Consider the following 24,078-nt stretch of genomic DNA (forward strand, 5'->3'; position numbering starts at 1 on the left):
AATTTAAATTGGAGCTTTTATATTTTTATTTCCTAAAAAACTATTTTCACATTATCAGGAATCTTTCCATCAATCTTTTTAATTGGATTTCCTATTAGATAAATTGTACAATTTCCTTTTATCTTTTCTAGCCAATTTATATCAATATATTTTATATTATTTCTAGTTAAAACAAGCTTTTCAAGTCCTAACATTTCATCTGACACTTCATTTATTGAATTATCTATTAGAAATAATGTTTTTAAATTATCAAAAGGAATATCTTTAAAATCTTTTATTTGATTTCTTCCAATATTTAAAAACTCTAACTTTTTCAAGTTTCTAATCTCACTAAAATCATCAGTATTAAAACCTATTAAATATAATCTTTTAAGATTTTTTAAATTCTTTAAACCTTCTACTTTAGAAAATTTGTTCTCAGATAAATTCAAATATTCTAAATTTACTAAAGAATCTAAGCCTTCTACTTTTGATAATTTATTTTTTGATAAATCTAAATATTCTAATTTATTCAATTCTTCTAAACCTTCTATTTTAGATATTTCATTTTCTTGTAATTCTAAAGTTTTTAATTTCTTTAATTGGTTTAATCCTTCAATTTTTGAAATTTTATTATCATTCAAAATTAAAGATTCTAAATTTACTAAAGATTCTAAGCCTTCAATCTTAGTTAGATTATTACTCTCTATTCTCAGTATTTTTAAATTCTTTAATTTTTCTAAACCTTCTATCTTAGATATTTCATTACTAGTCAAATTTAATATTTCGAGATTTTCAAAATTCTCTAAATTTTCTATTTTTAGAATATCATTAGAACTTAAATTTAATTCCTTTAAATTTTCGATATTTTTAAAACCATTTATCTTTTCAATAGAACAGTCTGATAATATAAGTTTTTCAAGATTTGGAAATTTATCAAATTTTCTAATTTTGGATTTTTCATAATATGGAGTTCCATCCAAATTTAAATAATGTAGGTTTTCCATAATATCTACATCTTCAAAATTTTCTATATCACAACAACTCAATATTAAAGTTTTTAACTTTTTTAAAGATTCTAAACCTTTAAAAGTTGAAAGTTCATAATTAAAACTTAGATTTAAATATTCTAAGTTTTTTAATTTCTTAATGTATTCAAAATCATTTTTATCATCAATCTCTAAACCACATAATTTTAATTCTTTTAATTGAATTAATTTTTCTAAATCCTTTATTTTTAAATCTAATTCATCCCAATTATGAATAAATAATTTTTTAAGTTGTTTAAAATCTCCTATTGATTTCAAGCTTTTTATTTCACAGTCTATTAAGGATAAAAATTCAAGAGAATTTAATACCTGAGTAATAAATTCAAAATCTTTAATAGTAATTTCTCTTAAATCTAGTGTTATTATATTTCCTTTTATATCTGTATTAAATGTATTTTTAAATGGATGAAATGTTTTAGATTTTATAATTTTTGTATTAAATTCTTCTTCTATTCTCTTTATGACATTCTCCATCATTTACATTGATTAGGCAATTTATCAAATCTATTATAAAAATCATCTCCATGAACATGAACACTTGGATTAATTTTTTCAATTAATCTTTGTAGGTATCTAAAACAATCAATTCCTGCATCCATATCCCAAACTTTTTGATTAAACTGTCCACTTTCTACTATAGATTTTATAGCATTTTCAATCATTTTCTTCTTGTTTTTACCTTTTTTATTAACTCTAATTACTCTTTTATTTTCATCTGCTATATCATCTAAGTTAACCATTGTATTCTCCTTTGTCACAATTTTAGTTCCTAAATCATCACCTGATAAATGAGTAAACATTGATTTTCCTTTAGAATTCGTAAAATATGCATAATAATGTACACCTGTTTGAGAATTTTCAGTAAACACTCTAACAATTGTTAATGTTTCAAATAATCCCAAAGGATCTAAATAAGCTCCCACATCATGCACATAAGAATACATATTCGGCATTCCTCCAGCAAGTCCAATCGGATCCTGAGAAATAAACGTTCCTATATCTGTACAATAATAGCGAAAACGATTGTAATACAAGCCTGTTTCATGATCATGATATTGTCCTTGATATCGAAATGGAATAAAAGAACGTTTCCCTTCAATACTACGCACTTTTCCATAAATATCCAATTCACATGACCATACTTTTTGACCATTTTTGTCATAAGTGAATAATTCCTCACTCTTATCATCATGAATTATCTTACTGATATTTCCTAAAGTATCATAAGTATAATTTGTAATTTTATGGTCAGGAGTAATCACTTTTTCTACATTTCCTCCTGCATTTCGGCGATATTCTCGTTTTAATCCATCATATCCACTTTCTTCAATCAAATTCCCTAATTCATCTCTTTTAAAGTGATAAATATTTTTATGTTCATTTGTAATTGAAAGTAATTGATCATTTTTATCATACAAAAATTGAATCTCTGTATTATTTTCTGAACGACTTAGTATTCTTCCTGTCGGACTATAAGAAAATGCAACATCATGATATTTATCTTTTGCTTTGACAATATTATCCATCGCATCATATTCAAAATCTACGTGATTTCCATCCTCAGTATCTACAGTTTTTACGCGACCTAAATCATCATACTGAAAAAAGGATTTTATCTTACTGTCTGCAACCTGCTCTACTTGTCCATTTTTATTGTATTTCCATGCAACTTCTCGACCATTTTCCATCGTCATTTTTTCAACACGACCTCTTTTATCATAAGACAAATCAATCTCCGAGCCGTTAGATTCCACAATTTTAATCAATAAATCATCCTTATATTTAAAAAAACAATTTCAAAACGCAAACGTGAGATTTCACTTAGCAAAAATCGACGTCTATTTGTTGGAGAAAACAAACTTACTTTTTCCTTGTAATGATAGGTTAAATTCGCATTGTAATCTTCTATTTCAATACCATCTTTAGTATGGCGATAAATAATTTTATCTTCATTTAAAACAGCCTCGTCACCAAGACTCAAATAAGGCATTTCTAGAATATTTCCATTATCATTTTGCCAGAAAAAACTATCTAAAGCTTCATCTATCTCAACATATTGATCGTAATTAAAATGCCAATGTTTGTGGTAAGTGTCTTCCCTCTCTACAAAGGAAAATATATTTCGCGTCCAACGAAAAGGAATTGGGCCATCGTAAAAAATATCTTCTTCATGCAATACAAATTCTCCAATTACTATATTAATCATACAAGCAATCTTTCAACTATATTGGTATAAATTATATTAAGATATTTATTATAAAAGTATTTTTTTCTACCTGAAGATTATTCTAAAGTTTTATAATAGATTTTTGAATTAATGTAACTGGATTTTTATTCGTACTAGAAGTTTTTTTATTCTATTCAATTCAATATTTTATTTACTATTTTATCAAACTTAACATCCATACAAATACTAATATCAGTAGTTATAAATTTTCCATTATAGAACAAACTAAAAATTGTTGCGGGACTTGGAGCAGATTGAGCTTGAGCCATCGTTTCTAATTTAATTATTTTTAAAGGGAGATTTCTATTTTTAACTGTTTCTAACAAAGAATTTTTAGCATGAAATTCAGCAAATGGACAACGATTTGAATAATAAACAACTATTCCTCTTTTTTCTTCACATTCTCCACTTTTTACGGATTCATTAAAAGCAGGTATTTTTCCAGAAGATTTGATTTTTTTCACTAATAAACTAAAACCACTTGATGTTTTTTCAACTTCTTCAAATCCTTGTTTTAAAAACCATTTTCCATCACTCATGAAATTAAACTTCTTAGTTCCTACAACGGTTACTAATCCATCCATACCTTGCTTTTTAGCATCATTTATTGCTGAATTTAATAATTCTTTACCATATCCATTCTTTTTATATTTTCCTGAAACCCAAAAACAATTAATATTCATATAATTAGGAGCCGTAATCGGAATCCATGCTTTTTCTGCTGGCCCATATTCTATAAAAACTTTTGCTCTTTCGTTGATTCTTCTAAAAATATATCCATTATTAAATTCTCTTGATAACCATTCCTTTTTAGCTTGATAACTATCTGAACATTTTTTATCTGATATTGCACAACAAATATGCTCTTCACTAATATTTTCTGTATTTAAATCTATTAACTTTTCCATTTTATATTTTTAGAATATTTCTTAAAAGTATTAATTTTTTATTTCTCATTTATAGACTTTTTTAACTAAAATATACGAAAGTAAACATGTGAATAATTTTATTTAGAATATGAAAAACAAGTCGAATTAAAATATACATACCTGACAATGAAGTTTTTTGTATTTTTAAAAAATAAATAAAGCAGTTTACTGAAATCAAAAAATCAAGTGAAATATGCGCACTAACATTGATAAAAAACAAGAGAATAAAAATCAACCAATAAAAGATACTATTTCTCAAAAGAAAAGTGTTAGTAATTCGAAATTTCAATTTATAGATAATAGACCTGAGTCTGTTATGCAAATGAAACTACAAGAAATAACAAATAATAACCCACAACATCCTATTCAATTAAAAATAAATGCTGATAAAGTAAGAAACTCTAAAGTTTGGAAAGATTTAAAAGACGATGATCAAGGAAAAAGTATAATTAAAGATATAACAAAACAAAGAAATACAGCTTATATTGATAATTCTCCAACTGGTCCTTTCTATGCAGAACCAATTACAAGAGCTACTCGAGGAAAATTAGTTGGTGATGTAAACGTTCAAATTCCAATTAATGATAGACTCGAAGCCAAACGAAAAAAAACAGGCTATAGATTAGAAGATGGAAATGAACAAGAACAAAATCGAGCTACAACAATTGCATATCATGAATTAGGTCATGCTCTTCATCTTTTAAAAAATGAATCACCTTCCATGGATAATTTAGTATATCATGAAGTTTTACGAGGTGGTGTTCAAATTGTTGATGAACTTATTCCATTAGAAGAAATATTAAATGTCGGATTCAAAGACAATCCTGGTAAAAATATCGAACACAAATATTATGAGATGGATGGTACATATCGTATAAATCATAGACGTGGAGATGATATTACAAATGAAATTAATGAACGAATCGGCAACCGTTCTCATAAAGAAAATGATTTTAGAGAAACTCATGGAAAAGATATTCGAGTTGGATATAACTTACCTCCTCAATAAAACATTCAGAAAATTAAAATTAGGTTAAAAAACAAATTCTGTAATATGACTTCTTATTCCTGTAATATGGTTTCTTTCCTGAAAATCTCACAATCTAACTTTGTCATACTAATTTATAAAACAAAATTTTAGAGTATGAAATCAGCAATTATTACAGGTGGTGGAACAGGAATGGGCGCTGCCACAGCTAAAAGATTAGTAAAAGATGGATGGTCTGTCACCATTTTTGGACGTCGAAAATCTAAACTTGAGGAAGTTTTAGAAGATATATCAAAACCTGAGCAAACTCTTGCTATACAGGGAGATGTCACAAATCGTGATGATGTTCAAAAGTTAATTAATACACATTTAGAAAAGTTTGGACGATTGGATGGTCTTATCAATAATGCAGCTGTTGTTGTTGGTGGTCCAATTGGGGATGTAACTATTGAAGATTGGAAAAAGGTAATGGAAATTAATGTTGATGGAGTCTTTAATACTATTAATATGTCCATTGAACATTTGAAAAAAGTAGGTGGTTCCATTGTAAATGTGTCTTCTGTTTCAGGAATTCGTGGAGATTGGGCATTTAGTCCATATTGTGCATCTAAAGGTGCAGTAACAAACTTTACACATGCTTTAGCTCTAGAACTAGGTCCCCAAGGTGTTCGAATTAATGCTGTTGCTCCAAGCTTAACAGATACGGATATGGCATCTTTTGTAACAGAAAGTGAAGAAATGATGGCAAAAGTTAGAAATCGAATGCCTTTAGGAAGAGCAGCAAAACCAGAAGAAATTGCAGCTCCAATTGCTTTTCTTTTAAGTGATGATGCAAGTTTTATCACTGGTGCAATTTTACCAGTTGATGGCGGAGTAATGGCCTCAAATGGACAACCGAACTTTTTAGGATAATTTTATTACAAATTGCATATTTAAATTGATTTTAACGAAGTTTATTAGCTCTTTTTTTCATATTAACTATTGATAGAACTAGCTAATAAACTTTAAAGAAATTCATTTTATAATATGTTTTAAGTTTAATAATTTTATCAGAGAAAATATTAATTTTAATTAATTTAAAAACATAATATTATGGAGACTGTTAAGATAAATTCGATAAGTAAACTCCATGAGTTTTTCAGTTATCCACATAAACCCACACATCCTTTAATTACATTAATAGATTTTTCAGAAATTGATTTGAATGCGATGGAAAGTGGCACTCGAAAAGTTTTTAATTTTTATTCTATTGTTTTAAAAAAACTCAAAGGCGCAGGTGTGATTTATGGAAGAAAAGATTATGATTTTTCAGAGGCTTCTCTATTGTGTATGGCTCCTGATCAACTTAGTGTTGTAACAGATATTGAAAAAAATGCATTTAGTGAAGGTTGGGGATTGTATTTTCATCCTGATTTAATTCGTTCAAGTTTACTTCACAATAAAATAAAAAAATATTCCTTTTTTTCGTACAATATAAATGAAGCTCTTCATTTATCAGAAAATGAAAAAAACACTTTATTTTCAATTGTTCAAACGATTCAAAAAGAATTCAGTGATAAATTAGATCCTTTTAGTCATGACTTAATTATTTCAAACATAGAAGTTTTACTGAATTATTGTAATCGCTTTTATGGAAGACAATTCCTAACTCGTAATCATCATAATAAAGGAATTGTAGTGCAATTTGAAGAAATTTTAACTAGCTATTTCGAATCAAAAGAAGTTAAAACAAATGGATTGCTAACAGTTAAATATTGCGCAAATCAATTGCATTTATCACCAAACTATTTAGGAGATTTATTAAAGCAAGAAACTGGAAAAAGTGCAATGGATCATATTCATTATTTTCTTATTGAAAAAGCCAAAACACTTTTATTAAATTCACCAGAATCCATCAGTGAAATCGCATATAGTTTAGGTTTTGAACAACGTCAAAGTTTTAGCAGATTATTTAAAAACAAAACTGGAATGAGTCCGAAAGAATATGCAAATAATAAAAATTAAAATAGCAATATAGGACAATCTTTTCTTTTAAATTCTTCCAAAATTTGTATGGTCAAACTTTTGAGTCAATTCTAAAATAAATTATATTTTTTTCTAGACTCAAATCTTTAATTAAATTTTATCATGGAAGATTTAAAAAACAATTTTTCTTGTGTTTTAGGCGCAACAGGTTGTATTGGAATTGAAATAACATCTCATTTATTATTACATAAAATTCCTGTGCTTGCAATTGTAAGATCGAAATTAAAATTGAAAAATTTATTAAATGAAAGAAATATTTCGTTTAAAGAAAATCTTTTAAAAATTAGAGAAGTTGATTTTTTCAACAATGAAATAAAGAATAATGAATTATGGATTGAAATAATTTCATGTAAAAATATCTTTAATTGTGCTTCACCTAAAATAGCATATAATCCTTTTTCTAAAATAAATCGAAATTGGAAAACTCCTGTTTCCGATTTAACAAAGAAAATTATCGAAAACACTATTTCTCAAAATAAAACTCCTCACCTATTTTTCTTTATAGGTCCAGAAAAATTCAAACAAGTTGACGGTTCTTCGGGTTTATTTTGGGGAGGAATTTCAAAAATCACAAGAACTTTAATTAAAGCTTTACATGACAAATATGTAGAAGCAAATTTTATAATTAATTCTGCTTATAAAAATTGGACTATTTTTAGATGTGGAAATGTTCGATTTGGCTCAGGAAATATGGGATTAGCATCAAAAGTCGAAATGGATTTATACAAAGACAAAAGTAATTACCAAAAAGGGAAAGGGAAATCATTAATTGCAGAAGATTTAGGAAGTTTTGTTGTAAATTTGATTGTAACAGAACAAAATAAATCTTTAAAGGGAAAATTACCGTTTATTTTTAATGTAAAATTTTAAATCTATTTTAATAAAATTAAAATGCGCAAAATTAAAATTAGATTTTACGCATTTTAGTATTGATTTTACCAATATTCTGTAATTCTATATATCTTTCCATTTTGAAATTCAAAATGTGTCATTTGTGGATTTCCATCTTCAAGTTTCCCGTCTTTTTTCAACACATAACTTCTTTGCACTGAAACAGCATTTAACCCAATTATTTTATTAATAATTTTCACATCTGCTTCTTCTCCTGTATATCCACCATTTTCTTGATTTCGAACATATCCATCATATAAATCTTTTCGAGAATAAACTCCTCCATATTGTGGGTGTATATAAGTGAAATCTTCTGTAAAAAGTTCGAAAACTTTGTCGATATCTTCACGTTTTGAATCTGCTTGAAAAACTTTGATATTTAAATCGTAATATTTCTCAACAATGTTTTCTAATGAATCTTTATGTGGTTCTAAATTATTTTGTCCAATAACATTATTCGTTGTCCAAAGAATCAAAAAACCAGAAAATAATAATCTTAAATTCATCATTTTATTTAGCATTTAAATTATTAGAAAACACTTTTTCAAATTTAACTTTATTTTCTCCAGTTAAATACTTTTTAGCTAATGGAATTAATGCTTTTGGTCCCATCTCAATCCATGGCTTTAAATTTTTATCATCTCCTTTCGCTTCCATTGCAAGCCAAACTGCAACAGGCAAAGCTCCCCATTTTCTTTTCATTGGACCACGAGAAAGGTTTCTACGAAGTTGCCATTTCTCTTCTTCTGTTAATTTTTCTGAAGTTTCAATGGTAGTTATTCTTTCTGTAAAAGTTGGATAAAGGGTTTCAAAAGTTTTATTCGCAATTGTTGATAAAGAATCTCCTTCTGGAAACCATTTATCAGACATTGAACGATACATTCCTAAACCTTCAAACATACATTGCCAATAAATGGTGTCTTTAAAATTCTCTAATTTTTGTTCCGTTTGCCTCGCCCATTCATTTGATAATAAATGTGTGTATTCATGTGCAAAAAATCGATCAATTCTTACTTTATTTTTATCTTTTTTAGCAGAACCATATTCTCTTGTAAGCGCTGTAAGATTCAAACAAACAGTTTGATAACCAGTTGTAAATGCATCATCATATCCTTGATATCCAAGAAAAACATTTGTAGAATCATTGATAAAAATATCTCCAAAAGGTACTTTCAACGAGTCTTTAAAATTATTCCAATTCTCTGCTCTTGAATTGATTAATGTAAACCAATCTTGTTCTTCTTGTGTTAAAGGTCTTTCAACTTTAGCTAGAGAATCTATAAATTTTTTGCTATGTCTTCCTTGCAAAGCTTGGATCCAATCCGAAGAAATTTTATTGTCTTGAATACATAAATTTACTTTTGTACTATATTGATGTTTTTTCTCTTTTTTTGACGTATTTGGTTTTTCATTATTTGTACAACTTATCATTAATAAGAAAAGTACAAATATTTTAAAGGTTGTCTTCATTTGATAATTTGGTTTTTAAATATTTAGATTTTATTTAAATCTAAACGGTTTTTATAAACTGTATTTAAATAAAGACTAATCCTTTTTTAGAATGTGACACTTTAAATTGAAGATTTTTTAATCTTAACTGAGAATATTATTTTATTTTTTTACAAATCTAATTTACTAATTTTCAGACTCTAACTTTTCTAATCTAGTTTGTAATTCAATTAATTTCTCATTTAATTGCTTAATTTCTTTATTCTCTTTCTTTAATTTCTCAATTTCTTTTTCTTGTTTGATTGTATATAATGTCAACTCTTCAATTTTTTGAAGTAAATTTGAACTCATAGATCCAAGATAAAAACCATTACTTTCGACATCTTTTGCACTAGGAATATCTTTTAAATGTCCAAATTGTTTAATATAATTTTCAACTTCTTTTAAAGATGGTAAATTATATTCTTTTTCAAATACATAATCTGGCCAGTTAGCAGTTTCTACTAAAATATCTTTTGCTCTAATTCTTCCATTTACAGCTAACTTCCATCCATCAGGATCTGTTGTTCCAATTCCCACATCACCATTTAAATTAATGACCATTTTTTCTGTTCCTGGTGTACCATTATATCCTGTATAAAAACGATGGTTATGTTGGCTAAAATAATCTAAATTTGTATTACTTATACCAAAACCAAAATAGTTATTTGGACCATTTGACCATAATGTGATTTTATTAGGATATGTAGAGGGATTTGAAAAATTTGTTCCAAAATCTAATTTACTTTTAGGTTCAGAAGTTCCTAAACCAATACTTCCATCTGGTAAACCTGTGATTTGTGATTTTGCGCTAAAGCTTGATAGAACAAGTAAAAAAATAAAGATTTTTTTTTTCATAATCATTTTTAAAAATTTAATTTTTTATATCTAGGATAATACTATTTTGACAAATAATTTAATTTGTTATTATTCTTAATAAATTCTTTAAACATCTAAAAAGAAATCTCATAGTACTAAGAACGCAAAAGTAAAAAAATTATCATAAAATTCTTATTCTTTAAAAGCCAAATTAAAAAGTTGGATTATTATTTCTAATAGCTCCTCCAATCAATAAAAACAACCATCTAGAGAAAAAATCAATTGGTTGCATTGCATCCCAATGTTCTGCTAATTTTCCATTTTCTAAGCGAAAAGTATCTGTTATAATAAATCCTTTTTTCTCATTTCCTCTATGTTTTGCTTTCATGGTAACATGACTGTGAAAAATGACAAAATCTTTATCAACATAAACTTTCTTTAAATCATATGAATATTCTGGAAATCTTTTCACCAAATCTTTAATATAATTTATAAGTCCAGAAATTCCATTTGGAATTGCACGATTGTGTTGTATATAAGAACCTTGTCCATATTTTTTTTGAATGTAATCAAAATCATGTTCGTTCATCAATTTTTGAAAGAAATCAACAACCATTTTTACATTTTCTGATTCTTGTTTTGTCCAATGTTCTTGTGTGAAATTTTCAAAAACAATTTGTGGCTTTTGCTTATTTGAAATACTCATTTTTTTAATTTTTAAAAAGGGATTTTTTAAATTGATTATATGATTTTACAATCTGGCTAGCTGCATTTTCTTTATTCTTTTTTATCCTATTTAAATCTGGATGAATATTTAAATTTGGATGAAATTCTTGTATATTTTCTTTACTCCAAATCATTAATTCAATCAAAATTGGCGTAAATGACAATGCTTTTTCTGTTAATGTATAAATATTTGTTTTCTTATTGTTTGGATGATTTTCTTTTTCAATTAAACCAAATTTTTCCAACATTTTTAAGCGAGATGAAAGAATATTTGTAGCAATTGCCTCCTCACTTTCTGTAAAATCTTTAAACGTACTTTTCTCTTCAAAAAGCATTTGTTTTACAATCACTAAAGTCCATTTATCTCCGAAAATATCTAAACTAGAAGTTATCGGACATTTACATCTAAAAAAATCTTCCATTTTTATTAATTTAAATTTTACTTGCAAAACAAAAGTAATAATTATTTTATCCCTTGCAAAATAAAAGTAAAAATTCAGAGATTTACTTTTAGATTTTTCTGTATTTTAGAATCTCAAAAACTAAAAAAATGCTGCTTAAAAATTCAATAAATATTTTAACAAATAATCCAACTTTGGAAGATTTATTAATTCCATTTCTAGAAAAAGAAAAAAGTAATGCAATTCAAAATCCATCTATTCTTTTTAAAGAATTGGAAAATGATTTAATAAGAATGGACATTCCAAAAGGGATTTTAAATTTTGTAAGAAAAATAAATGTTGAATCAGAAAGCAATAATTTATTTAAAATTAAAGAGCAACTAAAGATTTTAAAGAAAATAAAACTTCTAAAATCGAAAAATCAGATAAATCAAAAAATTCAGAATCTTATTAAAGTAATTAATCAAAAAATAGAAGAGAAATATAAAATTTCACCTTATGAAAAAGCTTTATTTTCACTTTCAGAATTACTTTTTTCAGAACATTCTATTTATACTCCTTTAGAAGAATTTAAAAATATTCTTACAGAAGAAGCTTTTACATTATATATTTCCTTTCAAACTATAGGAAATGTAAATTCGGATGGTTGGGCTTTTGGAATTTTTGGAAATATGCCACAATTAGTTCCTTTTATTCCAGAATCATTTGAAAAATTAGGTTATTCTAAAATTCCGCAAGCAATTCGTGAAACAATTCATGTTTTTCCTAAAAACACTAAATTTCTATTTGATAATCAAGAATATATTGATGTTTTAAATTTTATTGAAAATCCAAAAAGAAAAATAAACAATCCAAAACTTGAAAAATTTTCAACAGAAGAACGAAAGCAATTCAGTCAAAACTACCATAATTCGTTAGATGAAATTGAAAAAGTAGAAAGTGAAATTTGGAATCAAAATAGTGAATGGGAACATGTTTTTAACTATTATAATCAAAATCTAAAAAAGAAAGTTTGGAAATAATTTTTATAACATCTAAAAACTATTTATTCATAATCAACAACATTTTTAATCACCTTAAAAGATTCTGTAAAATCACAATCAATATTTTCTTCATTTTTGAACCAATCATAATAATAAAATCTTGAAAAGGAACTTGAATTTTCATTACATTTAATTAGAATTTCTTTCCAAATATTTGAATTAATCATATTTTCAAAATCTTTTGTTTTATTAATTGCATCTAAATATTTAAGAGCATTAAATCCCCATCTCAAAGAATTTATTTCAAATAAATTCCATCCATCATGAAATTTATTTTCTTTTATTAAAAATAAAATTTCTTCTAAAAAACCTAAAACGTGTTCGTTTATTGCTTTTCTTCCTTCAAGAGAATTAAATAATACTAAATTCGAAATTACATGCTCACAATAAATAGGATATATTTTTAAATATTCTATCAACTCTTTTTCTAATTCTTTTATTTGACATAAACCTATAACCCAAGCACCAACTTTACGAGGTCTCCAATTTTCTTCAAACATTAAAATTGTTCTTAAATCATCTAATGTGAAGTCATCTTTTAGTGATTTAACAGATTCTAAAAATTTTATTGGATTATCATCTCTTAAAAAATTAAATCCCATCAATTTAAGATAATAAGGATTAATAAATTTTCTATGCGTATCTACATCGTTTAAATCAATGTCTTTTTTAAATTTTCTGATAAATTGTTTAAAAAAAGTTTTTTTCATAGTTATTTTCTTCAAATTTCAATATTCTAAATCATTCTTTTTCCTTGATAAAAAACGAATCAAAAATAAAGACTTGATATTTTTGAACTCGGATATATATTATTCTTCAATTATCAAACTTAACAACATTTCATCCCAAATCTTATGGGGAAAAGCAAATTTCGCTCTTTTTAAAATAAAATCTTCTATATTTGGATACTCATTGTTATGAAATATTTTAAAAATAAACTATAAATTAAAATCTATGAAAAAATTATTATTAGTTCTTTTAGCAATTATTGTATTCTCTTGTAAACCTGAATTTAGTTCTAAAAATGAAGAAAATTATACGTTTGATTTAACTTTTAAGTTATATGAAGAAACTGCATATTTTAACTTACGTTTAAAAGAACAAATTCAAAAAAGTCTTAAGAATAAAAAATTAGTAAACAATAAAGATGTTGAAACTTACCATCAACTAACAACAGATTATATAAAATATTTAGACGAAGTAAATTCTGAACTAATTAAAAATCAAAATATCCAAGATTTCATTTATAAATATGAAGAATTTTTAAATAAAGAAAATGTCGAAATATTGTTTTTTAATGGTGAGAAATATAATTCAAAAGCGGAAGAATTTGTTTTAAAATTAAATCAATATAGAGATAAAATTTTAAAATTAGTAAAAGATGAAAGTTTAAAGCAAAAAATTGAAACAAGACTTAATACAAGTTCTATGCTTATTCAAAATGGAGAGCAAATTTTTTATCTGAATTATATGTATAAAGATCAACCAGCGATAAGTGTTTTAACTCATATGAAATTAAGACAATTTTATCTTTTAGATTATGAAAATGAGTTTTTAAAAAATCAATTAATAAATAACTAGAATATATTTTAATACAAACTTTTCTACTGAAAATGTAGAAAAGTTTGTAATTATTTTATTCTTCAACTTCTATTTTTCTATCTAATTTATTTTGCATTATAAAGTCAATTGACCATTTTCCACCACCAATGAAAGACAAACCTAGAGCTGTCAAAACAAATAAAATATGAAATTGCACTCCTTCTCCTGCTTGACTTCCAAACCAATTTATGAAAAATCCATTTTCTAAATGAAAATAAGAAGCTCCTAAAATTAAAAACCCAATGATTAAACTATTTGCTCTAGTAAACAAACCTAAAATCAAAAACATTGGAGCTAGAAATTCAATTAAGATTACCAAAACTCCAATAAAAGTTGGTAAACCATAAAACGAATTTAAGATTTCTAAAATATTTGAAAAGTCAGAAACTTTCTGAATTCCATGTGGTAAAATTACAATTGCCAAAGCTAATCTGATAAATAAGGAAGCAATTGATTTTTCTGCGTTAAAAATTTTCTGCATCATAATTTCTTCTTTTAATAAGGCAAAACTATGTGCAACAAAATTGGAAAATCTTAATGTAGTTTAACGCTTTTCATCTATTTTTTTGATTTGAGAAAAAAATTATCCTTAAAAAAAATTAAAATTAATTGTTTACACCAATAAAAATCTCGACTTCTGAAGCATCTCCATTTTGTGATTTCTTTCCATAAATTTCAAAATCTGCAATATAATTTCGATCTAATTCCTCCTCTTTTTTCCAGATTTCATTCCAAGTTTCTCCAATTACATCTGGCATTTTTCCTTTAGCAATAAATTTTTGATAAACTCCTTCTTTAAATTCTCTTTTTGTGAAATCATTCGGAACTTCATCAAACGTATCAACACAAAAACCAATTATCGCTGTATATTTTCCAGTATAATCCGATTCATAATCTGTATAAACTGCATAAATATCTTCACTGTTTTTATTAGGAATTTTCTCTGCAATATTTTTAGTGTAGAAATCTCCCCAAAGTTTGCCTAAATCAATTAATGCTTGGTTATTCTCATTTGTTGTTTCAACTGAAATTCCAACAATTCTAAAACTTTTCTTATGTTCCATTTTTAATTTTTTATGATATAATTTTCAATATAATCTTTTGGATAATTAAAATTCACAATATTTTCTATTTGTTTTATTTCAAGATAGTATTTTTTCATGCACAGAAAACCTTACAAAACCTTATCAATTTACTAAACTAATAATCAATTATTTACCTTTTAATTTTTCGTAAATTAATGAGTATTTAATAATAATAACCTTGTAATATTTTAAATTATGTCTGAAAAAAAAGATATTATTATCATTCATGATGGTGCTACAGATGAATTAATGTCAATTCTCTTCGCTGCGTCAATGCCAAATATTAATATTAAAGGAATTATGGTTGTCAACGCAGATTGTCAAGGCTATCCAACTGCAAAAGTTTGTAGTAAAATTCTTGATTTAATCTCTCTTAAACACATTCCTGTTGTTGTTTCTGGAGCTCGTGGCTGGAATCCTTTTCCATGGACATATCGTCAATATTCTTTGATGGTAAATGTACTTCCAATTATCAATCAATTTAAAAAAAACATCAAAGTTCCAGAACCACAAATGGAATATCCTTTGATTGATATGGTGAATAAAGTTTATAAAGAAAATAATCAAAAACCAATAACTTTACTTTGTCTTTCTCCTGTGACTGACATCGCCAATGCTATTAAATCAGACGCTACTTTTAGAGATAAAATTCATGAAATTGTTTGGATGGGTGGTGTTTATATCAATCAAGAAACACCTGCTGGAAATATTGACACAGGTATTGCTCCTGGAGCAAATCCAAACGCTGAATGGAATGTTTATTGGGATCCAAAAGCAGCTAAAGATGTTATTACTTCTGGAATAAATCTAAAAATGTTTCCTTTAAATGTCACTAACAATGTAACACTTTCAACAGAAATTATTCGAAAACATTTCCTTCCTGAAAGTGGAAAATACCCAGCACTTTCTCTTGCAACTCAAATGTATTCCTTAGTTGCTTTTCAATATGGATTTAGTTTTTGGGATACAGCTGCAACTGCATATTTAGGTAAACCAGATTTATATTCTTTTCAACAAGCTTTTGTTTCCGTTGATATTTCTCCAGATCCTGAAACACAAGGAACAATGCATGTGGAACTAATTCCTGATATTGAACCTTTAGAAACTACTGTACAAATTGCAACAAAAATCAAAGTTGAAGATTTTTATAATTATTATGTCACGCAATTAAAAAAATTAAACTTTAAATCATAATAAATTAACATTCTGAAATATTATTTTTTCAGAATGTTATTTTTTCAAACTTAAATTCTTCTAATATCTACATATTATTCATTCATCTTTTAAACTTTCAATAATTACGGGAAACCGTAAAATATATTCAATTATTTTTTATTCTTTTGCTTAATTTTTATTACAATAAACATATTTATTAACATTAATAATTGTTTTTATATTTTATTTTAACATTAATTAATCAAAAACTCTTTTAAAAAATAATTACCCCCTCTAATTATGGATTCATTTTCTATTATTTACAGCTTATTTTCTTTTGGAATTTGGCTTTTATTTTCATACTATTATGTATTTCGACTAAACAAATTTCAAAATTTAGATAAAATAAATATTCATATTTACAATTCTATTCCTTCAATTTTCACAACTTTAGGTGTTTTAGGAACTTTTTTAGGAATTTTTAAAGGTTTAAATAATTTCGACGTAAATCAAGTTACAGAAAGTATTCCTAAATTATTAGAAGGAATGAAAACTGCTTTTATCACTTCAATTATTGGAATTATTCTTTCGATTATTTTCAAACCAATTACACAACTTATCTTAAAAAAAGCAGAGAAAAATGTTCCTAAAAAACAGTCAAATGAATTAGTGGCTTTATCTGAAATTGTAAACGTTTTGACAGAATTGAAAAAAGAATCTAAAGCTAATTTTCAATTAATCAATGAAGCTTTAATCGGTGATTCAGATAAAAGTATTTCTACACAATTTCATAAATTAAAAAATCAACTTTCAGACAATTCTAAATTAGAAGAAAAGCAAAATCAAACACTTGATAAAATTCAAAATGCATTAGTTGGAAACGAAGAAACAAGTTTATTAACACAATTTGAAAAACTTAGAAGTGTAACTAATGATTCATATTTAGAATTAATAGAACATAAAGAAGAATTACAAAATTTAAATATCTCTTTAACTTCTGATTCAGAAAACAGCTTGTTATTTCAATTTAAAAATATACAATCTGAACTTGTTTCTAATCGAAAAATGTTATTCCAAAAATTTGATGAATTCGGAGAATTATTAAAGAAAAATAATACAGAAGCATTGGTAGAAGTAATGAAAAAAGTTACAGAAACATTTAATGCACAAATGAGCAAATTAATTGAAAAATTAGTACAAGAAAATTTCAAAGAATTAAATAACAGTGTAAATCAATTAAATGTTTGGCAAAAAGAAAATAAAGAAATGATTTCAAGCTTAACAAATCAATTTAAGCAAGTAACAAACGACTTTGAAATCACTTCTACTTCTATCAAAGACATTACAGAAAATACTTCAAAACTTACAAATAAAAATAGTCATTTAACAAATCTTATTAAAGAATTACAAAGTGTAATGATTGAAGACACAAAATTCCAGGAAGTGTCGAAAAAACTTGTAAATGCAGCAGAATTGGTTGAAAAAAACACGAAGTCATTTGATAAAACAACTAATAAATTAAATGATTGGATTTTAAAAGAACATGAATTTAAACAGTCTGTAGATATTTTAATTTCAAGATTACATGAGGTTGAAAAAATAAAAGATATCAATGGAGAATTTTGGAAAAACACAAAAAATCAGATGGAACAAGGAGTTTCTATTATTTCAAATGCATCTATTGAATTGAGAAATAATTTAGACAATATCGCAGGAGAATTTGTTTTGCAATTAAATGAAACCTTAACAAGTCTTGATGAATTAATCCAACGTTTAGTAAGACATTACGTATAAAATCATGAGTGAAAATACAGATAACAATTGGATATCTTTTTCAGATATTATGACAGGTTTAATGATTATTTTTCTTTTTATTTCTATTTCGTATATGTTGGAAGTTCAGAAAAAGAAAGAAGAAAGAGATACTATCGTAAAAGATTTTAATTCCGTAAAAACAGAATTATATCATGAAATAAAAAAAGAATTTGAAAATGATTTTAAAAATTGGGAAGTTATTTTAGATAAAGATTTATCCATAAAATTTAAAAACCCAGATGTTTTGTTTGCTTCAGGAGAATCTAATATTAGACCTTATTTTGAGTCTATTCTAGAAAGTTTTCTACCAAGATATTTTGAGATTTTATTGAAAGAAAAATATAAAAATAAAATATCTGAAATTAGAATTGAAGGTCACACTGATAATGTTCCAGCTCCAAAATTTAACAATGACCCTTACATTGCTAATTTAATTTTATCTCAAAAAAGAGCTTTAGAAGTAATCAAATATTTTAGAAATACTCTTTATTTCCAAAATTTAAATAATAAAGATTTAAAAACAGTAGAATTTTTAATGACTGCCAATGGACTTTCATTTGGTCATACTGTTGATAGAGATGGGAATTTTACAATTAATAGCAATCAAGAAATTGATAAAAAGAAATCCAGACGTGTTGAATTTAGAATTGTAACTAAAAGTGAAAAACTTATTGATGAAATCTTAAAAAACATGAAAAATGAATCTTAAGAAATTTGATAAAGCACATCGTTTTTTAGATAAATTAAATATTCCTCGACTTTCTGATTATGATAATAATGTAGAATTGCAAAAAATTGATTTAACAAAGCAAGAAGTTTCTGGAAAAATCAAATTTGAAGATGATGGAGTGTATCTTGAACATCTTGGAAATTGGCAAAGAGGATATATGTATATTAAAAAACCTTTTCTTGGAAAATATGGATTTCCTAAGTTTCATATTTTAGAATGTAAAGCAATTATTGACCAAAAAAATAGAAATAACTTTGATAATCGTTATTATTGGGCTAATACTGCTTCCGTTGATCTTATAGATTATAATACTGGAAAAGAACATAAAAACACATTATTAGATTTATGTAAATATTGTCAGCGAGAATTATTAGAAAATACTGGAGAAGGAATTGAAACAACAGAAGATTTTTATGAATTATTAGATATCAATAATGAAAATATCATTCATCATCAAGATGAAATTAAAACAGATATAAAAGGAAGACCTTTAAATTGGCGAAAAATTTCAAATGCATATAGAGCAACAAGAAACTTCACTTGTGAAGAATGTGGATTTGGTGGAGAACAATTAAAAAATAATTTCGATAAAAGATATATTCATGTACATCATATTAATCCGTATGAATTAACAAATACACACACAAATAATTTAAAATGTCTTTGTATTTTATGTCATAGCGAACAAGATGAACATCATCAAAACAAATCTGAAAAACTACAAATTGAAAGTTTTATTTCTTCTTATTCAAATGAACTTGAAAAACAAAACAATCCATATTTAAAGAAATATCAAGTATTTTTTTAAAACAATATAGCTAGCTTTTCAAATCTTTTAAGCTAGCTATATTTTCTTTTTAATTTTAATTCAAATTCATTTTATGTCTTGTATAAACAGAAGTTATTTTCATATTTGTATTTGGTCCAATTACTGAAAATTCTGTTTTAAAAGAAGAATTATCTTTAAAATAATATCTTCCATTATGTGTATCTAAACGACAAATATGTTCCGTTCCATGAAATAAATTTTCTTCTTCAGATGGAAGTAAAACTTGAAAAAGTTCTCCTTTTGTCACACCATCATTCAACACAATTTCTATCTGATCCTCAAATAATTTATAAATATATTTTTTGCTAAAATTAATATTTCGTAAATTTTCTTGTAAAGTAATTAGTCCAATTTCTACATAATCCAAACAATTTGGAGCTTCAGAAATCAAAGTAAAAGAAGCATTTCCACTTGCTAAAACAGTTGTTTTGGTTGTAACATTATAAATTTTTCTTTCAAAAGCCCATTCTCCTTTTAAGCTTTCAAAAATCTCTTTGCTATCTCTATTCATCAATAAAAGCGTATTTAAATAATTATTCCATTAAATTCTTTTCACAATTTAATCGAATGTATGAAATTAAATCACATATAAATTGCTTAAACAACTTTTTAGCAATAAATATTCAAACAATTATAACGCTTTCTATAATCAACTTTTTTAGATTCATCTATAATTGAGCTCTTTTCCCATAAAACAAATTTGGTAATTTAAATGCACAATATAGACTCAATATTATTCCAATATGTTCTAAATTCACAACATCAATTTTATTTTTTTCAATCCTAGCAATTAACTGTTTGTTTAATTTAATTCTTACATCATAATAATTATCATTCCAAACGATTAAATCTTTTCTATTAGAATTTTCGTAAGTATAAATACTTGAATTTTTATCAATCATTCTCCACCTTTCTTTTTTCGCCAAATCTGAAATCAAAAAACGAACTCTTTTTCCAAAACTGCCTTCTAAAACCATCTGACACTCTTCCCCATAAAGAATAAACTCTCTTTCTTCAATATTCTTCTCAGATAAATTCACAAAATATTTCAATTCTTTATTCTCATCATAAAATTCGATTTTTAGAGCTTTTAACCTAAAAATAGTTTTATAAATAATTTTAGCTTTAAATTTAATCAAATCACTTACTCTTATTTCTTTCATTTTCTAATGCTTATTTTAATCTTCATCTTCAAAAAAACAATCATCTCCAAATAAAAATTTTGCTAAAAATTTAGAAACAGATTTTAGCTTTTTTTCTTCTCTTTTAACATTTCCATAATAGGAATCTGGAGGAAGAATTACAGATTTTCCAACCATTTTTTCTTTCATTTCATCATAATCTAAATTTTCTCCAATTTTTAAATGATAGGTATCAAATTCATTTTTGGACGCAAAAACACTCATAATCCAACTGTGCCATTCTTCTGCATCTACAAAATAAAACTTTGATTTCTGGGAAGCTTCTAAAACTTCAGTAGCCAAATAATGTTGTTTTTTTCCAAAATTTTTCAGCAAATATGTTTGGACGTCTTGCATATAATTCTCCTTATTTACAGGAGGTAATGAACTTTTTCTTTTCATTTTAATATAATTTTTTCTTTTTCTGTTTCTAAAAATAATAATTTTGCTCAAAAAGTAAATTTTTCCAATGGAAATAATTATTAGACAAGAAATTAAAGAGGATTATCCTTTTGTTTTTAATTTAATTAAAGAAGCATTTGAATCTGAAGAATTCAGTGATAAAAAAGAACATTTCTTAGTAAAAAGATTAAAAAGTTCTACAGCTTTTATTCCTGAACTTTCACTTGTTGCAATTTTTGAAGAAAAAATTGTTGGTCATATTATTTTAACGAAAATCCAAGTTCAAAACTCCAAAAATAGCTTTGAATCTTTAGCTTTAGCTCCTGTTTCTGTTTTACCTAAATATCAAAATAAAGGAATTGGTGGAAAACTTATTAAAAAAGCTCATGAAATTGCAAAAAATCTAAATTTTTCTTCGATTATTCTTTTAGGTCATGAAAAATATTATCCAAAATTTGGTTATAAGCAAGCGCATACTTTTGAAATTTTTCTTCCTTTTGAAGTACCAAAAGAGAATTGTATGGCAATAGAACTTTTTGAAAATAGTTTGGAAAAAATCCATGGAACAGTAGTTTATCCAAATGTTTTTTTTGAATAAAATTTCACTCAACTTCTAATAAATAATCTGCAAAATATTGCTTTGAATCTAAAAATTTTTGTTTGATTTGAAAGGTTGTTTTTTGCAGTAAGTTTTTTAGAATTTCATCATTATATTTTCTAGAAATCTCCATAAATATTCGTTCATTTTTCTCAAAATCAATGGAAATATCTAAATCTTTAAAATGAATTTTTTGCTTTTCTAAACTTTTTAAAAAACTTTTTGCTTTTCCTGTTTTTTCTGAATATTCTGGTTCATGTTGAAATTTAGCTAAATTAAAATCAGCATGTAATTCTCGATTAATTCTTTGTAACAAATTCAAATTAAATGAACTCGTAATTCCTTGTGAATCATGATAAGCAGGTAAAACAATTCTTTCTTCTTTGATTAAATCCAAACCAATTAATAATAAATCTTTTTTATTCAAATTTTTCTGAATTTCAACCAAAAAATTAGTCGCAATTTCATCTTCCATGTTTCCTAAAGTTGAACCTAGAAAAAGCACAATTTTTTTTGTATTATCTTGTTGTAATTCATGTAATTTTTGAAAAAAATCTCCTCTAATTAATTCAATTGATAAATCTGGTAATTTCTCTCGAACATTTATCTCCAATTGTTCCAAAGCACCAATCGAAATGTCAATTGGTTTATAAACAAATGAATGTTTTTTATCTAATTCTTTCAACAATTCAATTGTTTTATAACCATCTCCTGCTCCCAATTCAATTACTTCTATTTTTTCTCCTTTTTCAATTTTAAAAGCATCAATAATTTTAGAAGATTGTTTCTGAAATATTTCCATTTCACAAGCTGTCAAATAATATTCTGGCATTTTCATAATTTCTATAAAAATCTCCGAACCTTTTTTATCATAAAAGTATTTTGAAGGCAAAAATTTAGGTCTACTCTTCAATCCTTTAATTATATCTTTTGCAAATTGATTTTCCATATTTTTTATTTTACTAATCGAATTCCTGAAAACTGCCAACTCTCTTCTGGATGAAAAAAATTTCGATAGGTTTTTCGACTATGTCCTTTCGATGTTACACAAGAACTTCCACGTAAAACCATTTGATTACTCATAAATTTCCCATTATATTCTCCTTTTGCATCCGCAGAAACTTTAAAATTTGGATAAGGTAAATAAGCCGAATTCGTCCATTCCCATCGTTCTCCCCATTCAAAAGTATCGGAAGCAATTTCCCATTCAAATTCCGTTGGAAGTCGCATCTTTTTCCAATTTGCAAAAGCATTTGCTTCATAAAAAGAAACATGACAAAGAATAGAATCCAAATCTAAATTTTTCTCTCCTGAAAGTGTAAATTGTTTCCAATTTCCTTTCGTTTTTTCCCAATACAAAGGTGATTCTAACTGATTTTTAGTTACCCAATTCCAACCTTCATCTAACCATAATCGAAAATCTTCATATCCACCATCTTCCATAAATTCTAAATATTCTCGATTTGTAACGTATTGATTTGAGATTTCAAATTCTTGTAAAAAAACTTGATGAACTCCTAATTCATTATCATAACAAAAAGAATCTTTTTGATGTCCAATAGTATAAAGACCTTCTGGAATTTTCACCCATTTTTGTTTTGTTTTATTCTTTGCAAATATTCGTTGAAAAGTCGAATCAAAAGCTGGTTTTAAAGGGTTTTGATAAAAATTAAATTTAATATCTGTTAAAAGTAATTCTTGGTGTTGTTGTTCGTGTTGAATACCTAAATAAATAGTTTTCTGGAATTCTTCTGAAATTGATTTTTCTAATAATTCTTGTATTTGTTGGTCAATATATTTTCGATATTCAAACACTTTTTCAACAATTGGTCGACTTAATAATCCTCGTTTATTTCTTACAATTTTCTCGCCAAAAGTTTGATAATAACTATTAAAAATAAATGAATATTTTGGGCAAAATTCTTCATAATTCGAAGATGCCTCTTTCAAAACAAATTGCTCAAAAAACCAAGAAGTATGTCCTAAATGCCATTTTGCTGGACTTACAAAAAAAGCTGCTTGTAAATTATAATCTTCAACCAAAAGTGTTTTACAAATTCGTTCTGTTTCTTTTCTTGTTTCTTTATATTTTTCTAATAAATCATTCATAAACAAA

At 25.6% G+C, this 24,078-nt stretch carries 28 protein-coding genes; 11 read left to right on the top strand and 17 right to left on the bottom strand.

The genetic code is table 11. The annotated features are described in order from the left end of the window. Positions 1-32 precede the first annotated feature (32 nt). The 4 genes from I1A51_RS06290 to I1A51_RS06305 form a co-directional block, all read right to left on the bottom strand. Complete coding sequence (locus I1A51_RS06290; RefSeq protein ID WP_196892162.1) at positions 33-1,502, bottom strand: leucine-rich repeat domain-containing protein; 1,470 nt, start codon at positions 1,500-1,502, stop codon at positions 33-35. Next, a complete protein-coding gene (locus tag I1A51_RS06295; protein ID WP_196892163.1) occupies positions 1,502-2,782 on the bottom strand; it encodes an RHS repeat domain-containing protein in 1,281 nt (426 codons plus the stop codon). The genes I1A51_RS06290 and I1A51_RS06295 overlap by 1 nt, the downstream gene beginning before the upstream one ends. Before the next feature lie 8 nt (positions 2,783-2,790). Continuing rightward, positions 2,791-3,234 (bottom strand): DUF6531 domain-containing protein, encoded by a 444-nt coding sequence (locus tag I1A51_RS06300; RefSeq protein ID WP_196892164.1) that lies wholly within the window; start codon positions 3,232-3,234, stop codon positions 2,791-2,793. 155 nt (positions 3,235-3,389) lie between these two features. Then, positions 3,390-4,163 carry an N-acetyltransferase gene (locus I1A51_RS06305; protein WP_196892165.1) on the bottom strand — a complete coding sequence of 258 codons (774 nt, stop codon included), beginning with the start codon at positions 4,161-4,163 and terminating at the stop codon, positions 3,390-3,392. 214 nt (positions 4,164-4,377) lie between these two features. On the opposite strand from I1A51_RS06305, the gene I1A51_RS06310 reads away from it, so the two are divergent. The 4 genes from I1A51_RS06310 to I1A51_RS06325 all read left to right on the top strand — a co-directional run bounded on the left by I1A51_RS06310 (position 4,378) and on the right by I1A51_RS06325 (position 8,067). Continuing rightward, a complete protein-coding gene (locus I1A51_RS06310) occupies positions 4,378-5,193 on the top strand; it encodes a hypothetical protein (protein WP_196892166.1) in 816 nt (271 codons plus the stop codon). A 135-nt stretch (positions 5,194-5,328) separates the two neighbouring features. Continuing rightward, on the top strand, positions 5,329-6,084 hold the full coding sequence (locus tag I1A51_RS06315; RefSeq protein WP_196892167.1) for an SDR family NAD(P)-dependent oxidoreductase: 756 nt from the start codon (positions 5,329-5,331) through the stop codon (positions 6,082-6,084). Positions 6,085-6,264: 180 nt separating this feature from the next. Further along, positions 6,265-7,176, top strand: coding sequence for a helix-turn-helix domain-containing protein (locus I1A51_RS06320; RefSeq protein ID WP_231373974.1), 912 nt, complete (start codon positions 6,265-6,267; stop codon positions 7,174-7,176). 123 nt (positions 7,177-7,299) lie between these two features. Then, positions 7,300-8,067, top strand: coding sequence for a Rossmann-fold NAD(P)-binding domain-containing protein (locus tag I1A51_RS06325; RefSeq protein WP_196892169.1), 768 nt, complete (start codon positions 7,300-7,302; stop codon positions 8,065-8,067). Between the two features lie 65 nt (positions 8,068-8,132). On the opposite strand, the gene I1A51_RS06330 is transcribed toward I1A51_RS06325, so the two are convergent. From I1A51_RS06330 to I1A51_RS06350, 5 genes are all read right to left on the bottom strand, one after another. Beyond that, positions 8,133-8,597, bottom strand: a complete 465-nt coding sequence (locus I1A51_RS06330) for a nuclear transport factor 2 family protein (RefSeq protein ID WP_231373975.1) — start codon at positions 8,595-8,597, stop codon at positions 8,133-8,135. Between the two features lies 1 nt (position 8,598). Beyond that, complete coding sequence (locus tag I1A51_RS06335) at positions 8,599-9,558, bottom strand: hypothetical protein (RefSeq protein ID WP_196892171.1); 960 nt, start codon at positions 9,556-9,558, stop codon at positions 8,599-8,601. Between the two features lie 165 nt (positions 9,559-9,723). Then, positions 9,724-10,434: a hypothetical protein gene (locus I1A51_RS06340; RefSeq protein WP_196892173.1), complete on the bottom strand. Its 711-nt coding sequence runs from the start codon at positions 10,432-10,434 to the stop codon at positions 9,724-9,726. 172 nt (positions 10,435-10,606) lie between these two features. Next, positions 10,607-11,101: a nuclear transport factor 2 family protein gene (locus tag I1A51_RS06345; protein WP_196892175.1), complete on the bottom strand. Its 495-nt coding sequence runs from the start codon at positions 11,099-11,101 to the stop codon at positions 10,607-10,609. 4 nt (positions 11,102-11,105) lie between these two features. Then, positions 11,106-11,543 (bottom strand): winged helix-turn-helix transcriptional regulator, encoded by a 438-nt coding sequence (locus tag I1A51_RS06350; protein ID WP_196892177.1) that lies wholly within the window; start codon positions 11,541-11,543, stop codon positions 11,106-11,108. A gap of 128 nt (positions 11,544-11,671) precedes the next feature. Between I1A51_RS06350 and I1A51_RS06355 the strand changes: the two genes are divergently transcribed. Further along, positions 11,672-12,544: a hypothetical protein gene (locus I1A51_RS06355; protein WP_196892179.1), complete on the top strand. Its 873-nt coding sequence runs from the start codon at positions 11,672-11,674 to the stop codon at positions 12,542-12,544. A 23-nt stretch (positions 12,545-12,567) separates the two neighbouring features. Here the strand turns inward: I1A51_RS06355 and I1A51_RS06360 are convergent, their stop codons facing one another. Then, positions 12,568-13,275 (bottom strand): DUF6000 family protein, encoded by a 708-nt coding sequence (locus I1A51_RS06360; protein WP_196892181.1) that lies wholly within the window; start codon positions 13,273-13,275, stop codon positions 12,568-12,570. Between the two features lie 244 nt (positions 13,276-13,519). Here I1A51_RS06360 and I1A51_RS06365 point away from each other — a divergent pair, with 244 nt between their 5' ends. Beyond that, positions 13,520-14,146, top strand: coding sequence for a hypothetical protein (locus tag I1A51_RS06365; RefSeq protein WP_196892183.1), 627 nt, complete (start codon positions 13,520-13,522; stop codon positions 14,144-14,146). 55 nt (positions 14,147-14,201) lie between these two features. On the opposite strand, the gene I1A51_RS06370 is transcribed toward I1A51_RS06365, so the two are convergent. Together I1A51_RS06370 and I1A51_RS06375 are read right to left on the bottom strand one after the other, a co-directional pair. Beyond that, on the bottom strand, positions 14,202-14,651 hold the full coding sequence (locus I1A51_RS06370; RefSeq protein ID WP_196892185.1) for a DoxX family protein: 450 nt from the start codon (positions 14,649-14,651) through the stop codon (positions 14,202-14,204). A gap of 121 nt (positions 14,652-14,772) precedes the next feature. Further along, positions 14,773-15,231 (bottom strand): GyrI-like domain-containing protein, encoded by a 459-nt coding sequence (locus I1A51_RS06375; protein WP_196892187.1) that lies wholly within the window; start codon positions 15,229-15,231, stop codon positions 14,773-14,775. A 216-nt stretch (positions 15,232-15,447) separates the two neighbouring features. Here I1A51_RS06375 and I1A51_RS06380 point away from each other — a divergent pair, with 216 nt between their 5' ends. From I1A51_RS06380 to I1A51_RS06395, 4 genes are all read left to right on the top strand, one after another. Next, positions 15,448-16,446, top strand: a complete 999-nt coding sequence (locus I1A51_RS06380; protein WP_196892189.1) for a nucleoside hydrolase — start codon at positions 15,448-15,450, stop codon at positions 16,444-16,446. Between the two features lie 261 nt (positions 16,447-16,707). Next, positions 16,708-18,201, top strand: a complete 1,494-nt coding sequence (locus I1A51_RS06385) for a MotA/TolQ/ExbB proton channel family protein (RefSeq protein ID WP_196892191.1) — start codon at positions 16,708-16,710, stop codon at positions 18,199-18,201. Positions 18,202-18,205: 4 nt separating this feature from the next. Then, a complete protein-coding gene (locus tag I1A51_RS06390) occupies positions 18,206-18,931 on the top strand; it encodes an OmpA/MotB family protein (protein WP_196892193.1) in 726 nt (241 codons plus the stop codon). After that, on the top strand, positions 18,921-19,760 hold the full coding sequence (locus I1A51_RS06395; protein ID WP_196892195.1) for an HNH endonuclease signature motif containing protein: 840 nt from the start codon (positions 18,921-18,923) through the stop codon (positions 19,758-19,760). Before I1A51_RS06390 ends, I1A51_RS06395 begins: the two co-directional genes overlap by 11 nt. 55 nt (positions 19,761-19,815) lie before the next feature. On the opposite strand, the gene I1A51_RS06400 is transcribed toward I1A51_RS06395, so the two are convergent. The 3 genes from I1A51_RS06400 to I1A51_RS06410 all read right to left on the bottom strand — a co-directional run bounded on the left by I1A51_RS06400 (position 19,816) and on the right by I1A51_RS06410 (position 21,364). After that, positions 19,816-20,292: a DUF6314 family protein gene (locus I1A51_RS06400; protein WP_196892197.1), complete on the bottom strand. Its 477-nt coding sequence runs from the start codon at positions 20,290-20,292 to the stop codon at positions 19,816-19,818. Between the two features lie 157 nt (positions 20,293-20,449). Then, positions 20,450-20,944, bottom strand: coding sequence for a hypothetical protein (locus I1A51_RS06405; RefSeq protein ID WP_196892199.1), 495 nt, complete (start codon positions 20,942-20,944; stop codon positions 20,450-20,452). 15 nt (positions 20,945-20,959) lie between these two features. Beyond that, complete coding sequence (locus I1A51_RS06410) at positions 20,960-21,364, bottom strand: hypothetical protein (protein WP_196892201.1); 405 nt, start codon at positions 21,362-21,364, stop codon at positions 20,960-20,962. Positions 21,365-21,431: 67 nt separating this feature from the next. Here I1A51_RS06410 and I1A51_RS06415 point away from each other — a divergent pair, with 67 nt between their 5' ends. Beyond that, a complete protein-coding gene (locus tag I1A51_RS06415) occupies positions 21,432-21,962 on the top strand; it encodes a GNAT family N-acetyltransferase (protein ID WP_196892203.1) in 531 nt (176 codons plus the stop codon). A 4-nt stretch (positions 21,963-21,966) separates the two neighbouring features. Here the strand turns inward: I1A51_RS06415 and I1A51_RS06420 are convergent, their stop codons facing one another. Both I1A51_RS06420 and egtB read right to left on the bottom strand, forming a co-directional pair. Next, positions 21,967-22,911, bottom strand: coding sequence for an L-histidine N(alpha)-methyltransferase (locus tag I1A51_RS06420; protein WP_196892205.1), 945 nt, complete (start codon positions 22,909-22,911; stop codon positions 21,967-21,969). A 5-nt stretch (positions 22,912-22,916) separates the two neighbouring features. After that, a complete protein-coding gene (gene egtB / locus I1A51_RS06425; RefSeq protein ID WP_196892207.1) occupies positions 22,917-24,071 on the bottom strand; it encodes an ergothioneine biosynthesis protein EgtB in 1,155 nt (384 codons plus the stop codon). Positions 24,072-24,078 lie beyond the last annotated feature (7 nt).

Source organism: Aureivirga marina, assembly GCF_015767265.1.
Classification (GTDB): Bacteria; Bacteroidota; Bacteroidia; order Flavobacteriales; family Flavobacteriaceae; genus Aureivirga; species Aureivirga marina.

Coding starts and splice junctions, on each gene's coding strand:
- I1A51_RS06290 (WP_196892162.1), bottom strand. CDS start 1,502: ATGGAGAATGTCATAAAGAGAATAGAAGAAGAATTTAATACAAAAATT.
- I1A51_RS06300 (WP_196892164.1), bottom strand. CDS start 3,234: ATGATTAATATAGTAATTGGAGAATTTGTATTGCATGAAGAAGATATT.
- I1A51_RS06305 (WP_196892165.1), bottom strand. CDS start 4,163: ATGGAAAAGTTAATAGATTTAAATACAGAAAATATTAGTGAAGAGCAT.
- I1A51_RS06310 (WP_196892166.1), top strand. CDS start 4,378: ATGCGCACTAACATTGATAAAAAACAAGAGAATAAAAATCAACCAATA.
- I1A51_RS06315 (WP_196892167.1), top strand. CDS start 5,329: ATGAAATCAGCAATTATTACAGGTGGTGGAACAGGAATGGGCGCTGCC.
- I1A51_RS06320 (WP_231373974.1), top strand. CDS start 6,265: ATGGAGACTGTTAAGATAAATTCGATAAGTAAACTCCATGAGTTTTTC.
- I1A51_RS06325 (WP_196892169.1), top strand. CDS start 7,300: ATGGAAGATTTAAAAAACAATTTTTCTTGTGTTTTAGGCGCAACAGGT.
- I1A51_RS06330 (WP_231373975.1), bottom strand. CDS start 8,597: ATGATGAATTTAAGATTATTATTTTCTGGTTTTTTGATTCTTTGGACA.
- I1A51_RS06335 (WP_196892171.1), bottom strand. CDS start 9,558: ATGAAGACAACCTTTAAAATATTTGTACTTTTCTTATTAATGATAAGT.
- I1A51_RS06340 (WP_196892173.1), bottom strand. CDS start 10,434: ATGAAAAAAAAAATCTTTATTTTTTTACTTGTTCTATCAAGCTTTAGC.
- I1A51_RS06345 (WP_196892175.1), bottom strand. CDS start 11,101: ATGAGTATTTCAAATAAGCAAAAGCCACAAATTGTTTTTGAAAATTTC.
- I1A51_RS06350 (WP_196892177.1), bottom strand. CDS start 11,543: ATGGAAGATTTTTTTAGATGTAAATGTCCGATAACTTCTAGTTTAGAT.
- I1A51_RS06355 (WP_196892179.1), top strand. CDS start 11,672: ATGCTGCTTAAAAATTCAATAAATATTTTAACAAATAATCCAACTTTG.
- I1A51_RS06360 (WP_196892181.1), bottom strand. CDS start 13,275: ATGAAAAAAACTTTTTTTAAACAATTTATCAGAAAATTTAAAAAAGAC.
- I1A51_RS06365 (WP_196892183.1), top strand. CDS start 13,520: ATGAAAAAATTATTATTAGTTCTTTTAGCAATTATTGTATTCTCTTGT.
- I1A51_RS06370 (WP_196892185.1), bottom strand. CDS start 14,651: ATGATGCAGAAAATTTTTAACGCAGAAAAATCAATTGCTTCCTTATTT.
- I1A51_RS06375 (WP_196892187.1), bottom strand. CDS start 15,231: ATGGAACATAAGAAAAGTTTTAGAATTGTTGGAATTTCAGTTGAAACA.
- I1A51_RS06380 (WP_196892189.1), top strand. CDS start 15,448: ATGTCTGAAAAAAAAGATATTATTATCATTCATGATGGTGCTACAGAT.
- I1A51_RS06385 (WP_196892191.1), top strand. CDS start 16,708: ATGGATTCATTTTCTATTATTTACAGCTTATTTTCTTTTGGAATTTGG.
- I1A51_RS06390 (WP_196892193.1), top strand. CDS start 18,206: ATGAGTGAAAATACAGATAACAATTGGATATCTTTTTCAGATATTATG.
- I1A51_RS06395 (WP_196892195.1), top strand. CDS start 18,921: ATGAATCTTAAGAAATTTGATAAAGCACATCGTTTTTTAGATAAATTA.
- I1A51_RS06400 (WP_196892197.1), bottom strand. CDS start 20,292: ATGAATAGAGATAGCAAAGAGATTTTTGAAAGCTTAAAAGGAGAATGG.
- I1A51_RS06405 (WP_196892199.1), bottom strand. CDS start 20,944: ATGAAAGAAATAAGAGTAAGTGATTTGATTAAATTTAAAGCTAAAATT.
- I1A51_RS06410 (WP_196892201.1), bottom strand. CDS start 21,364: ATGAAAAGAAAAAGTTCATTACCTCCTGTAAATAAGGAGAATTATATG.
- I1A51_RS06415 (WP_196892203.1), top strand. CDS start 21,432: ATGGAAATAATTATTAGACAAGAAATTAAAGAGGATTATCCTTTTGTT.
- I1A51_RS06420 (WP_196892205.1), bottom strand. CDS start 22,911: ATGGAAAATCAATTTGCAAAAGATATAATTAAAGGATTGAAGAGTAGA.
- egtB (WP_196892207.1), bottom strand. CDS start 24,071: ATGAATGATTTATTAGAAAAATATAAAGAAACAAGAAAAGAAACAGAA.